Annotated in this window: 9 protein-coding genes; 6 read left to right on the top strand and 3 right to left on the bottom strand. The window is 45.4% G+C overall.

The window, feature by feature from the left end; all coding sequences use genetic code 11:
• Positions 1 to 2 precede the first annotated feature (2 nt).
• Positions 3 to 461 carry a division/cell wall cluster transcriptional repressor MraZ gene (gene mraZ, locus EAG18_RS03715; protein WP_125251058.1) on the bottom strand — a complete coding sequence of 153 codons (459 nt, stop codon included), beginning with the start codon at positions 459 to 461 and terminating at the stop codon, positions 3 to 5.
• Between the two features lie 438 nt (positions 462 to 899).
• Here mraZ and EAG18_RS03710 point away from each other — a divergent pair, with 438 nt between their 5' ends.
• Positions 900 to 3,884 (top strand): EAL domain-containing protein, encoded by a 2,985-nt coding sequence (locus tag EAG18_RS03710; protein ID WP_275557223.1) that lies wholly within the window; start codon positions 900 to 902, stop codon positions 3,882 to 3,884.
• Positions 3,885 to 3,901: 17 nt separating this feature from the next.
• Here the strand turns inward: EAG18_RS03710 and EAG18_RS03705 are convergent, their stop codons facing one another.
• Together EAG18_RS03705 and EAG18_RS03700 are read right to left on the bottom strand one after the other, a co-directional pair.
• On the bottom strand, positions 3,902 to 5,566 hold the full coding sequence (locus EAG18_RS03705; RefSeq protein WP_125251056.1) for an alkaline phosphatase: 1,665 nt from the start codon (positions 5,564 to 5,566) through the stop codon (positions 3,902 to 3,904).
• A gap of 175 nt (positions 5,567 to 5,741) precedes the next feature.
• On the bottom strand, positions 5,742 to 6,956 hold the full coding sequence (locus EAG18_RS03700; protein ID WP_125251055.1) for a cation:proton antiporter: 1,215 nt from the start codon (positions 6,954 to 6,956) through the stop codon (positions 5,742 to 5,744).
• A gap of 243 nt (positions 6,957 to 7,199) precedes the next feature.
• Between EAG18_RS03700 and EAG18_RS03695 the strand changes: the two genes are divergently transcribed.
• The 5 genes from EAG18_RS03695 (at position 7,200) to EAG18_RS03675 (ending at position 14,217) form a co-directional block, all read left to right on the top strand.
• Positions 7,200 to 9,995, top strand: coding sequence for a TonB-dependent receptor (locus EAG18_RS03695; protein ID WP_125251054.1), 2,796 nt, complete (start codon positions 7,200 to 7,202; stop codon positions 9,993 to 9,995).
• A gap of 85 nt (positions 9,996 to 10,080) precedes the next feature.
• Entirely contained in the window at positions 10,081 to 11,427 is a 1,347-nt protein-coding gene (locus tag EAG18_RS03690) for a DUF5690 family protein (protein WP_275557222.1), read from the top strand.
• Positions 11,428 to 11,444: 17 nt separating this feature from the next.
• Positions 11,445 to 12,254, top strand: coding sequence for a phosphonoacetaldehyde hydrolase (phnX, locus tag EAG18_RS03685; RefSeq protein ID WP_125251053.1), 810 nt, complete (start codon positions 11,445 to 11,447; stop codon positions 12,252 to 12,254).
• Complete coding sequence (locus EAG18_RS03680) at positions 12,254 to 13,672, top strand: FAD-dependent oxidoreductase (RefSeq protein ID WP_125251052.1); 1,419 nt, start codon at positions 12,254 to 12,256, stop codon at positions 13,670 to 13,672. Before phnX ends, EAG18_RS03680 begins: the two co-directional genes overlap by 1 nt.
• Positions 13,669 to 14,217: an HD domain-containing protein gene (locus EAG18_RS03675; RefSeq protein WP_125251103.1), complete on the top strand. Its 549-nt coding sequence runs from the start codon at positions 13,669 to 13,671 to the stop codon at positions 14,215 to 14,217. Before EAG18_RS03680 ends, EAG18_RS03675 begins: the two co-directional genes overlap by 4 nt.
• The last annotated feature ends 69 nt before the right edge of the window (positions 14,218 to 14,286 follow it).

The following is a 14,286-nucleotide window of genomic DNA, read 5'->3' as shown; positions in this document are numbered from 1 at the left end:
CCCTACAAGGAAAAGTTTTCCAATTCAGGGCTTTCCTCAAAGTTTCCTGAATGTTCAATTTCAGTATCTGCTTGCATTTGCTGATACCAGCGTTCTTCATCCCAAATTTCAAATTTATTTAGCAATCCAACTAGCATAATTTTTTTCCCAAGCTGTGCATGTGCTCGTAGTGCCGGAGCTAATAAAATTCTGCCGTTTTTATCTAGTTGGTATTCTGTAGCATGACCGAGCAACATGCGTTGCCAGCGCCTTACTCTGGGATTGGTGTTAGAGATGCGACTTAATTTGGTCTCAATTTCTAGCCATTCGGTGAGTGGGTAAAGCCACAAACAAGGTTCATTGATCGCAATAGTACAAATAACCGTCCCCTGAGCTTCAGACAGCAGCGGTTGACGGTACTTGGTTGGTACCGCAAAGCGCCCTTTGTCATCCAAAGCTAGCGAACTTGCACCTCGAAACATGAGTGACCCTATTTATAAGTTGGCTGATCCAGTTTGATCCACTAAAACCCACTTTTTACCACAGAAGAACAGTCTAGGGCTTGACAAGCACTTTTGTCAAGCTAAGTCGGTACCTTTAACACCTTTGCAAGCCAGAAAAATCGCGGGATTTGTGGAAGATCATGAATTTGGTGGAAAAAAGTGGAGAACAGAAAAAACACCAATAATTTTGACTTGATAATCATCTCATACTTTAAAATTAGAAATTAAAAATTCCTAACTTCAAGGAGAGCGTGACAGTCCCAAAAACAGTGAATTATTTATGCAAATTTGCTTGGTTGTCCCCTTTGGATTCGGTATCATTCGCGCTCTTTGATCAGCTCCACAGGTGGGATTATTCTAAATTCTTCAATAAAGTTTCGATTTTATCGCTTACTTGTTCTACTCTGCTTGCCATGTTTGATCATTATTTTATTCTTATTATGTGAGCAACGTCAGCAGGCGTTAACACAACAGTCACAACAAGCTTTACATTATGCTAAGCAGGTTGCGGCTATCCAACAGGTAGAGCTTGCCGATACAGAACTTGTGTTGCAGCAATTATCGACTCGTATTGACCACCTTAAAGTAGACAATGGTAATTGTCCTGCCCTTTTGTATCATGCGATGCTACTCAGCCCAAATTTGGCGAACCTTGGCWTAGTCAACGCCCAAGGAGATGTTCTCTGTACCACGCACCAAACCGGACAAGGAGCCATCAATATTGCTGACAGAGGCTATTTTAAAGCAGCCATGCGCACCGCCAAATTCAGTGTCGGTGAATATCAGATAGACAGAAGTATGCAGCGCGCTACCGTGAACTTTGCGCTGCCTATTTATGATCAACAACAGCAGTTTTTGTTTATGCTCGTTGCCGTAAAGGGCTTGACTCATTGGAGTCAAACCCTTGCAAAACTACCTTTGCCTGTTGGGACGCGCGTTATGATAGCTGATGCAAAAGATCAGATCATTGCACAATACCCAGCCTCTAAGGCTGAGCTTGGTCGCGCTGTAAGTACAGCTTGGCCTCGCAATTTGCAACAGCAAGCGACCTTACTTAAAACGCCACAAGGCAACCGCTTAGTCTATGTTAAACAACCTTTAGATAGCAGCGGCCGCGCTTTACAAATTTATTTTAGTTTTGATTTTGAATCTCAGTTAAGCAAGATTGACAACCGCTTTGCCATATTCTTGGGGATTTTCTTTTCGGTGGTCGCCCTGTTATTTTGGCAAACACATTGGCAGCTAAAACAGCAACTGCTTAAGCCATTACGAACTTTAACGCACGCCATTGCCAAATTAGAATCCGGTAAACAAGACTCTGATTTTGAAGCTACAAAAGTACCGAGTGAGTTTGAGCATATTGCTGAACGTTTTGCACACATGGCAAGAACGAGGCTAGCCGCAGAAGATAACGCCAACCACAGACTCGCGGTAGTCAGAGCGTTAATTAATGCCTTACCAGATAGTTATGTACGCCTAGACCAACACGCACAAATCTTGTCTCGATATGGTGCTTACACAGATGGTGCTCACACCCTAGAGGCACTGTTGCCCGAGCATATATACAAGAGGATCTGTGCAGAGCTCGCGATGTTAAACGATGACACCTACGTACAACTGGAGTTTTCCCCCACAGCCAATCAAGTTGTTGAGTGTCGCCTATGTGCGATTGAGTCACACCCTCAAGCCCTGCTTATTTTTCGTGATATTAGTCAGCGTAAACACCAAGAAGAAGCCTTAAATCTGGCGGCGCTAGTTTACAATAACAGTAGCGAGTGCATGATAATTACCGACGCTAATGGCTTTATATTAGACGCTAACCTTGCATTTACTAAAGTGACAGGATACACCCGTGCAGAAGTATTAGGTAAAYCAACCTCCATACTAAGCTCTGGGCAGCATGATCACAGCTTCTATAAACTTATGTGGAAACAATTAAATGAACACGGTCGCTGGCAAGGTGAAATCGTTAATCGCAAGAAAAATGGTGAACTGTATACCGAGTGGTTAACCATCGACAGTGTCTATGACAAGAATCGAGAGATCTACCGTCGTGTTGCTATTTTCACCGATATTACAGAAATAAAACGAAAAGATGCGCTAATTTGGCGACAGGCGCATTTTGACGAACTCACAGATCTGCACAATCGCGTTGGCCTAAAAAAGCACCTGAAAAAGCAAGTTCATAGTAGCAAACGACGCACGGCTGTATTACTACTAGATCTCGATAATTTTAAAGATATTAACGATACTTTAGGTCACTATTACGGTGATTTATTACTAAAATCCGTGGCCGAGCGGCTCAAAAAAATCTCGCCACAGGCGTTTTTATCACGTATTGGTGGTGATGAGTTTGTGTTTGTCCTACCTGATGATGAGAATAAAACCGAGTGTAAGGCACTCGCTGCGCAAATTCAGTCCGCATTAAAACAGCCATTTGAGATCCAAGATGAGCAGTGCCACATTACTGCGAGTATTGGAATTGCCGCGACCCCAAACGATGGTAATGGCGCTGAGTCATTATTAAAAGCCGCCGACCAAGCAATGTATCGAGCGAAGCAACAAGGCCGCAACGGCTATGTCATCTTTGATGATACTTTGCGAAAAGTAGCAGAATCAAGAATGCAAATGCTTAAAGGTATCCGAACAGCGCTCAATCACAGCCAGTTTGAAATGCACTATCAGCCGATTGTGTCATTGCATGACAACCATATTGTAAAAGCAGAAGCACTGATACGATGGCGTCATCCTGAGCAAGGTATGGTAAGCCCAGCTGAGTTTATTCCCTTAGCTGAAGAAACCCAATTAATTCACAATATTGGTGATTTTGCTTTCACACAATCACTGGATACTCTGACTCAGTTACAGCACTTAGGTCATGATACCCAAATAAGTATTAATGTATCTCCGGTACAATTTGCCGCGAAAAACTGCACACTTGCATCTTGGCATGACAAATTAACCACGTTAAACATCGCTGCAAAGCAAGTCGTGCTCGAGGTTACTGAAGGTATGATGCTGCATAATGATAGTCGTACTAAGCAACGTGTTGAGCGACTAAAACAACATGGTTTTCAATTTGCACTTGATGACTTTGGCACCGGTTATTCTTCTTTGGCTTATTTACAACAATTAGATTGCCATTTTGTAAAAATAGATAAGCGCTTTGTGGACAGTATCGCCACTAATGAAGACGATTTAACACTTTGTGAGATCATCATTCTAATGGCACATCGATTGGGCTTACGTGTTATTGCTGAAGGCGTCGAAACAGCCACTCAACATCAACTGCTAAAACAAGCAGGATGCGACTTTGGTCAAGGCTATTACTATTCAAAGCCGCTACCACAAAATGAGTTTCTGGCCTTAATGACAGAAAAAAGCCACATTGCTGTGGCTTAATGAGTTTTCGGCTTGGTTTATTCAGTTAAACCAAGCGCAGCCATCATTTTATTGGCAATATCAACGTGATGCTGCATCGTTGAAAATTGCTTAGTTACCCCTTGCGGGCCATAAGCATAAACAGGGACAGGGGCAGCGGTATGGGTGCCCGTGCCCCAAACAACGTTTTGCTCTGACGCAAGCGCTCGTGCAATTTTACCTGTATAGTCTTCTTTCGCATACACATAGAAATCACTAAAGTCTTCAAACGCAGGGATCATATCCGCGCTATTTTCATCGTATACGCTCTGACCAACTTTTGCCGCGTTATCTAGCGTCACTGTATACGCTGTCATATCTGCAATTGTTGCTTGCCACGTTGAGCCAGACACATTCTCATAGGCTTCATCTGGAGCTGCTGCCGCTAGAATATCGAAGAAGGTGCCTGTTTGCGCGTAAAGCTTGTCTAGTTGCGCAAGCGGGCCAAAGTTAAATTTAGGGTGATATTCTTTAGCAACCCCATTTACATACATACCATCGCCAGACAGGGTCTGTGCTTCAGGACGCTCATGCTTAGAGTAACTAAAGCCAAAACTGCCCGTTTCATGGTCTGCAGTCACAACGACTAGTGTATCGTTACGGTCTTTTACCCATTCATGCACAGCTTCAACAGCTTCATCAAATTTAAGCAGCTCGTTTAACATCCAACCCGCATCGTTTGCGTGACCCGCCCAGTCAATTTGACCACCTTCAATCATTAAGAAAAAGCCATCTTCATCTTTAGATAAAATATCCAAAGCCTTAATTGTCATTTCTTTTAATGAAGGCTGCGAACAGCTGTCGTTTTGTTGACAAGCTTTATAAGCAATTGCGTCATTCATACCTGAATTTGCAAATAGGCCAAGTACTTTCTCACCTTCAAAACTATTTAGCTGTGCTTTATCAAAAGCAAGGCCATAACCGTGCTGCTCTTTTGCTTCAACAACGAGATTCGTTTCATCGCCACGCTTTGATTTTTTATATACACTACTTGGCATACCAAGCGCATCAAACTGAGCTTTAAGCTCTGCATTATCTGGTGTACTTTTTGGTACAAATACACGTGCACCACCAGATAGCATCACATCAACATTGCCTGAACGTACCAACTGTTCGGCGATTTCTGCTTCATAAGAACGATGCGGCATATGTGCAGCAAAAGCCGCAGGTGTTGCATGAGTGATACGGGTGTCTGACACAAGACCTGTTGCTTTACCAGCTGCTTTAGCTTTTTCTAAGATAGTTGCAACTTTATTACCTTCGGCATCAAGACCTATCATTTCAGAGCCAGCTGCAATGCCCGTAGCTAACTGTGTTGCAGAACAAGCGGAATCAGTCACAAGGCTGCCTGTTGCCCCATGCGGCGCATTAAGCGATAGACCCAAATGACCACCCGCAGCAAGTTTAGAAAGCGCTGTTTGGTTGCCTTTATTTTTATAAGTAGAGTTTGGCGCGCGCTGAGCGTATTCTTCAAGTAAGCCAACTTGCTGTGGCCCCATACCGTCGCCGATCATAAGGATCACATTCTTTACTTGTGTCACTTCTTGCACTGGTACTTCTTTGATGACTTCAACTTCTTTGATCACCTCAACGGTTTTAGTGTCGTCATCACACGCGGTAAGTAATATTGCAGAGATAGCAACTGTAAGTAACTTTTTATTCATTGTACTGTTCCTGAAACGTAATATTTGTCTGTAAGGCAGGCACAGTCTAGGCGTGTTACATGACTTTTTTATTTCAGCAAAGTGACAAAAATTATATTACTTTACAATGAGTTATAATATAACAATACAATTTTAGTGCGAAGTTACCCTGTATAGTTTGCATGATGTGGAGTCATCACTCTCTACCTAAAGCACTGGTAAATAATTTAGAAATGGGTCGACTAGATAGCCCAAATACAAAAATGCTCAGCAACACCGTTGCCATCGCCACTTGGGTAATTAGCAAGCCATTTGGCAACTCTTCGCTGAGTAGCATTAAGGTTAGCACCACCGACGCCAAGCCTTTAGGGCCAAACCATGCTAAAGTAAAACGCTCTTTGGTTGTCAGATCACCACCTAATAAACAAAGGTATACCGGGAGCAATCTAAATAAGGCGGTCGCCAACACTGCGTACACCCAAACCTGCCACTCTGTGACTGCCAAAAGCACCACACTGGCCGACAAACCAAACACAATCCAAATGATAAAAGCCGCAAATTCAGCGAGGTGTTCCCCTTCCTCGATAAGCTGATCTTTAAACGCATCACGATAATATTTATCAAACAGCAAACCGCTGACAAATGCAGCAATAAAACCGCTGCCATGCAAAGCTTGGGTTACCGAGAAAACTAAAAAAGCGATGCCTACAAAGAGAAAAGGGCTAGTTTTAGACGCAAAGTAATGATGTTGATAGGCCCGTTTAAGTAACCAAATGATCGCCCCGGTCAGTAACCCCGAGACAACAAGTGCAATCCCTACTTCTCGAATAAAAATCCAAGCAAATGATTCAGTCGTCGCTTGCATTCGCTCAGCCAATACTCCCAGTAAAAACAGAAATACCGGAATACAGAGGCCATCATTCAAGCCACTTTCTACATTAATTGCCTCACGTAATCTGGAGGGCACAGACTTATCCTGAATGAAGGTTTTGCATAAAGTGGCATCGGTTGGAGTGATTATTACCGCAATTAAAAAGCAAGCCAACCAAGATAACTGAAACAACTCATGAGCCACCCAAGCGCCAAATACCATAGTTAATGGCAGCCCGAGCAATAATTTAACCGGTAACTGAAAGCTGTGAGATAACACCCGTAATCGCGTTTTTGCAGCATCGGAAAATAAATAAATCGCAAGCGTCAGCTCAATAACTGGCAGCAGTGTTTGTAGACCATCAATATCAACAGCGAATGCCTGCTGTCCATCCTCAGTATTACCAAGCGCTAACCCGATAACTCCACCGGTTAGCATAAACCACATCGGGGCGGTGAGCTCCGCTCTATCTAGTTGTCTAGCTGTGATGCTATAGATAAAAAGAGAAAGTCCAATCGCCGCAATCAAAGCATAAATCACGTTGCCATTCCTTTACTGAAAACCTGTTGCTGATAACGCGAGTATGACAAACCTTATTCAGTTAAGCCAAACATCTAACAACAACCTCCTATTTCCTATAAAACGAACCAAATATTCAAGAGCAGCCGGCGCTAGTTAATTTTTAATCTTTATGTCATCGGACTGTAAAAAACCGTCATTACTCTATTTGCAACAAGCTGGACTAGACCAGAAAATTTAACCCAAACTTTTGAGAAAAGAGCAATGAAAAAACTCACCCAAATCGCAGCTGCCGTGTTACTCACCACCAGTCCCAGCTTATATGCTGCGACAGGTAAACTCGTTGGTGTGGTAAAAGACCCACAAAGTAATCTGTCTGGCGCTGTTATCTCGGTCAAAGGCCAAGATGTTTCCACTGTATCTGATTATCGTGGTCGCTTTGAACTGCCAAAACTGGAAGCAGGTCGCTACACCCTAGTGGTGAAATATATGGGTTATCAGGAAACTGAACTTCAGGTTGAGGTGATTGATGGTAAAGTTACTACCTTGTCTCCAATCTTATTAAACCAACAACAAACGATGGAAGAAGTGGTCACGGTTGGGCAAATCTTCCGTGGCGCAATGGCCGCAGCAAATAACCAAAAAAATGCCAGTAATATCAAAAGTATCATTTCTGCCGATGGCATTGGTAAGTTACCAGATAGAAATGCCGCAGAAGCGGTGCAACGTATTCCAGGTGTGTCGATAGAGCGTGACCAAGGTGAAGGCCGGTTTGTTGCAGTGCGTGGTTTACCGTCACAATGGAGCTCGGCCAGCATCAACGGTAACCGTCTTCCAACCGCAGAAGAAGAAACCACCAGCCGCGCCACTGCGTTCGACTTTTTTCCAAGCGAATTGATTGAGTTTGTGGAAGTGTCTAAAGCTATCACTCCCGACATGGAAGGTGATGCGATTGGCGGTAATGTTAATTTCGTGACCAAAAAAGGCGCTGATGATTTTATCCTCAAAACCAACTTTGCTGTGGGCCAAAACGAACTGGCCGATGGTACAAATTATTCTGCCAATGTGGTGTATGGCGACCGTCTACTCGACGACAAGCTAGGTTTTATCATTAACGCCACAGCGTGGCAGCGTGATTGGGCAACCGATAACTATGAGCCGCGCCGAGGTAACGATGGCTTAGGCATTTACCGTTTAGAGCTGCGTGATTATACCGGAACCCGTGAAACTTACGGCTTAAATGGCTCGCTGGAATATCAACTTGAAAGCGGCACGCTCAGCGCCAGCGCGCTATATGGCACACTGATTGACAATGAAACTCACTATAAGCACAGGCTGCGTTTTGATAAAGACCGTGCTGAGCTACAGCATATTCGCAACGAACTCATCACCGAAATGCAGGGCTTTGAAATTGCAGGTGAACATGACTTTGGCTTTGATAAGACGCTCTCTTGGCAACTAGCGACCTACGAAAATGAGTTCCGCTATGGCGACAAACCCAACAGTGAAGACAACAGCTATTTTGTCGCCCGTTTTGATCAAAAAAATGTGGGATATGTTGGACTTGAAGACCGCGATACCGGTAAAAATTATGCCTACAACCAAGTAGACGGCGGCAGTGACCCTTGGAACGCCATAAGTAATCACTTCCCCCCGGGCTTTGCAATCGATCCAAGCAAAATGGAATTGTCTTGGGTTGAGCTATACAAGGTCTACGTCAACGAAAAAGACAGACTTGTGGCAAATGCCGACTTTGACTGGCAATACAATAACCAGCTAGCCGTTAAGTTTGGGGCAAAATACCGCGATAAAGTCCGTAAAGCTGACTTTGCCGACGAGTTTTACGCGTGGGACAGCGAACAATATGGCGTAGCGCCAACGCTTGCAGACTTTGCCTTAAGCGATCAACCCGGTCGCAGCGATTACCTAAGCGAAGCCAAGTTTGATTATCGCACGCAGCTGTCACAAGTAGCTTCCACCGATGCTCTTGCTCAGTTTTGGACGCAAAATCGCTATAAGTTCAAGCTAGATGCGGGTGAATCAGCACTCATCAGCAACGGTGGAGCGCTGGGCAGAAACTTTGATGTTGAAGAAACCCACACCTCGCTCTACGGTATGGCAACTTACCACGCCAGCGACAACTGGGAAGTATTAGGTGGCTTACGCGTTACCCGCACCGATACCAAAGTGTCTGGCTACACCTACTTAGCCGACGAAGACAAAGTTGTTGATACCACCAACAGCAATGATTATTGGTCAATTTTACCTGCACTACATGTTACCTATCGTGCTAATGACGATACCAATTATCGCATAGCACTCACTCGCACCTTTGCCCGTCCTGACTTTGGCTCATTAACACCAGGGGCAACTTACCTTGAGCAGGACAACCAGCTTAACTCAGGCAATCCAGCGCTCGACCCTACCTACTCAAATAACCTCGACTTGATGGTGGAACATTATTTTGACCGCGTTGGCTTGGTCTCTGCGGGGGTATTCTACAAAGATATCCAAGACCCAATCTTCCAAGCCACCAGCGTTGGCAATTACAACAACAAGCAAGGCGTGACCATCATCCGTCCTGAAAACGGCGATAGCGCTTGGCTTGCGGGCATTGAACTGGCGTTTAACCGCGACCTTGGTTTTATTTCTGACAGGTTGAGCAACTTTGGGGTAATGACCAATGCGACCTTTATGGATTCTGAAATGCAGATCCCAGAGCGCACAGAAAAGGTGGCCATTCCACGTCAGGCCAATGAGCTTTACAACTTTACGCTGTATTACGACGACACCCGCTTTGCGGCTCGAATAGCACTTAATCATAAAGGTGCCTATATCGAAGAGCACGGCGGCGATAGCCAATCGGATAGCTACTATGGCGCCAATACCAGCGTCGACTTTACAACGTCATACCAACTTAACGAACAAACGTTAGTTTACCTAGAGCTAAGTAACCTCACCAATGAAGCATTGCAGTACTACCAAGGTGAGGAAGGTCGCCCATTACAGGTGGAATACTATGGTATCCGCGGCATGGTCGGCATTAACTACCAATTTTAATACCAATTCACTTGATTAAGCCGATTGGTATACACCGGTTGACGGGCAATCCACAAAGGATTGCCCTCGAATTACCGAGGATCCTATGATGTTGCAGATCACCCTATTTAACACCCGCCCGCGCTGGTTAAAGGACGCCCAAGGTATCGGCTTTGTGCTATTTGCCGCGACCAGTGCGTTTATGACTTACTTTTGTATGTACGCCTTTCGTAAGCCATTTTCGGTCAATACCTATGAAGCCTTTGATGACCCGAGCTGGGTTGTTAGCTTTAAAATTGCTCTGATCCTTTCGCAAGTATTTGGCTACCTATGCGCGAAATTTATCGGCGTTAAAGTGATTGCTGAAATGCAGCATCATTATCGCGGCCGTGCGATTTTGGCCATGATTTTAGCCGCCGAGCTCGCACTGGTGCTATTTGCCATCACTCCTACGGGCTGGAATCTGGTTTGGCTGTTTGCCAATGGCCTCTCCCTTGGCATGATTTGGGGTTTGGTTTTTAGCTTTTTAGAAGGTCGTAAAACCACCGAAATCTTAGGTGCGGTACTCAGCGTAACTTTTATTCTTGCCTCTGGATTGGTCAGAACTGTGGGTAAATGGCTGGTGAGTGAACTCAATGTGCCTGAACTGTGGATGCCAGCGGCAACCGGAGCGATTTTTCTACCGCTGCTTGTACTTAGCGTTGCTTGTCTTAATAGTATTCCTGAACCGACACAAGAGGATGAACAATTACGACAAAAGCGCGCGCCAATGGATGGCAAAGCCCGGATGGCGTTTTTTAAACAGTATTGGTTTGGAATAACCGTACTGGTGCTTAGCTTTTTACTCTTTACCGGCTTTCGTGACTTTAGAGATAACTTCTCAGCCGAGATTTGGCAAGCCTTAGGGTATGGGCAAGAACCCGCGATTTTTGCTTATGCCGGGATCCGCATCGCCTTTATCGTACTCATTGCGCTTGCCGCATTGGTGTTAATTAAAAATAACCGCATCGCATTTTTTACCAACCATGGCTTTGTCTTACTCGGGGCTACACTGCTGGCTGGCAGTACGTATTTATACCAAACCCAAAGTCTCGATCCTAAAACGTGGATGGTGCTGCTGGGGGCTGGTCTTTACATCAGTTATATCCCCTATAACTGCTTTATGTTTGACCGCATGATCTCAGCAGTTGGCTCGACTGCGAACGCTGGGTTTTTGATTTATCTGGCGGATTCGGCGGGCTACATCGGCTCAGTGGGCATTTTGCTCTATAAAACTTTTGCCACACCTGAGCTCAGCTGGCTGCACTTTTTTACCATGGCTTGCTATTGGGTAGCGTTTATCGCAAGCGCCCTCGTAGTGAGTTCAATTATTTATTTTGCCGTGAAATTAAAGCGACCACGTAAGTCGTCAACGCAACTACGCGCCACGGCACTTTCATCACATATTTCCTAGCTAGGAGTCTTAGCAACATGAAACACATTGAAGCGTTAATTTTGGATTGGGCAGGTACTGTGGTCGACTATGGTTCGATTGCCCCCACCAGCATTTTTGTTGAAGCATTTAAGCAGGCGTATCAATTTGATATTTCCTTGGCTGAAGCACGCGGTCCGATGGGAATGGGCAAGTGGGATCACATTAATACTTTGCTACAAATGGAGAGCGTTCGCACCCGCTGGATAACGCAATTTGGTCAGGCACCGAGTACGGCTGATGTTGACCATATTTATCAAACCTTTATGCCGCTCCAACAGGCAAAAGTCGCCGACCGAGCTGCCCCAATTCCGGGCGTGCTTGCGGTGATCAAACGATTACAACAACAAGGCATTAAGATTGGCAGTTGTTCTGGGTATCCCAAGCCTGTGATGGACGTACTAGTGCCTGCCGCTGCCGATTATGGTTATCAGCCAGATTGTGTGGTTGCCAGTGATGAATGTGCAGCTGGCTCTCGCCCAGGCCCCTGGATGGCGTTAGAAAACATACAACGACTTGGCATTAACCGCGTGTCTGGGTGCGTAAAAGTCGATGACTCCGCGCCGGGAATAAGCGAGGGATTAAATGCCGGCATGTGGACCGTAGGACTTGCTTTAACAGGTAATGCGGTGGGGCTTAGCGAAGAAGAATGGGCTGCGCTCAGCCACGAAGAGCAAAGTGCACGTTCCCTTAGTGCTTATCAGCAACTCGGCGAAGCCGGTGCGCATTATGTGATTGATTCACTAGCCGACATCGAAATGGTCTTGGTGGATATTTCTGCTCGAATTGCACGTGGAGAGCGCCCGTAATGCGTTTTCAGCCTTTTTGGTTTGACGAAGCAATCACTCAAGCCGATATTGAAGCCGCAGCAAGCGCGCCACCTCATGGCGCGTTGGATACCCAAGTTTGTATCATAGGTGGCGGCTTTACTGGCCTTTGGACAGCCATAACACTGAAAAAGCAAAAACCTGAGCTGAATATCGCCATTATTGAAAAGGATCTCTGCGGGCAAGGCGCTTCGGGTCGTAATGGCGGAGCTATGCTGACATGGTCGACTAAGTTTGCCAGCTTAATTAAAGAGTTTGGCCTAGAACAAGCCTGCTTTTTGGTGCGCCAGTCGGAGCAGGCCGTTCATGACATTAAAGCCTTTACCAGCAAACACGGGATTGAATGTGATTGCCGCGTTGATGGTACTTACTATACGGCTTCAAATCTCAGCCAGCGCAATGCCTTTGGCCCCATTACCACCCTACTCGAGCAACACCAGCTTAATGCGTGGAAAACACAAAGTAAATCGCAGTTACAAGCAACCGGATCTAATGCCAACCTTGCAGGAATTTACTCCCCCCACGGGGGTAGTGTTCAACCCGCCAAGCTTGCGCGTGGACTGATGAAGGTGGCAAAAACCCTTGGGGTCAAGGTATTTGAACACACCCACTATCTAAAGCACCAAGGCCAAGACACACTCACCATCACCACAGACAAAGGCGAGATCAGAGCCAATCAGCTGGTGTTTGCGGTTAACGCTTGGCTGCCAAGCCTATTGCCGCAGTTTTCTCGCAGTGTGGTGTTAGTTTCGAGCGATATGGCGATCACCACACCTGCGCCTGAAAAGCTTGCAGCAATGAGGCTGAACCACGGTGCTCCGGTGATTGATACGCGCATTTTTGTGAATTACTACCGCACCACCTCAAGCGGTCGATTAATGCTCGGCAAAGGCGGGAATTATTTTAGTTTCAATAACCAAGTGACAGACACCTTTCACCGTGCTAGCCGCTATCAAGCGATTCTTGAACGCTCATTTAGCCATTTCTTTGCACATCACCAGCTCGAGATAGACAGAACCTGGACCGGCCCCTCTGATAGAAGTGTCTCTGGCATGCCTTTCTTTGGTCATTTAAATGGTCAAGCTAATGTGTTTTATGGCAGTGGTTACTCAGGCAACGGCGTGGTGCAATCCTATTTAGGTGGGCAAATCTTAGCGAGTATTCTGCTTAATCAACATAACGACTGGCGTCACTGCGCCTTGGTCAACCAAACGCTTAAACAGTTTCCCGTCGAGCCATTTCGCACCGCGGGCGCCTTAATGGTGAGAAATGCTATTCGCCGTAAAGAAAGCGCTGAGGATAACAACATGCCACCGCATAAACTCGATGTTTGGCTAAGCAAGCTCAGTGGCAGCGCAGCAAAATTAGACCCGAACGTGAAGCAGGAGTATATAAAGTGAATGCCATTGCACAAATAAAACAGCTATTTGAGCAATATGGTCATGCCACCTATGACGAGGCATGCAGCCAAATTTATCATGCTGAGCAATGCGCCACCCTCGCGAAAGAAAGTGGTTATGATCAAGCGACCCAAATCGCTGCATTTTTGCATGATATTGGCCATTTTGTTGCTCAATCTCAGCATAACCCGGACTTTACCCCACAAGGATATAGCAATCATGGCGATTTAGGGGCAGATCATTTAACTCAGCTTGGCTTTGACCGAGCAGTGACAATACTGGTGCGCAAACACGTAGATGCGAAACGCTATCTGGTCAGTATGGATGAGAAGTATTACCAAATGCTCTCTCCTGCCAGCCAATTAACACTAACAAGACAAGGCGCAAAGATGAGCAGCGTAGAACTTGCGGCATTCTCCAAGCTACCTGAATTGGACGCCATTATCGCGCTGCGTCGTTTTGATGATTTAGGAAAAGATCCAAATTTAACCGTTTTGCCTAGCAGTTATTGGTTTAGCCAAATAGAAGCCTATTTGGCGAGTTAGGCCAATCTGAGTTTACAAGTCTCAAATTTTAAATATTTATCCTGTCATAAAACGATAGTAAGCTTGTCA

The organism is Pseudoalteromonas sp. J010, from assembly GCF_003934235.1.
GTDB lineage: Bacteria > Pseudomonadota > Gammaproteobacteria > Enterobacterales > Alteromonadaceae > Pseudoalteromonas > Pseudoalteromonas peptidolytica.
This window is presented reverse-complemented; position numbering and strand designations above follow the sequence as displayed.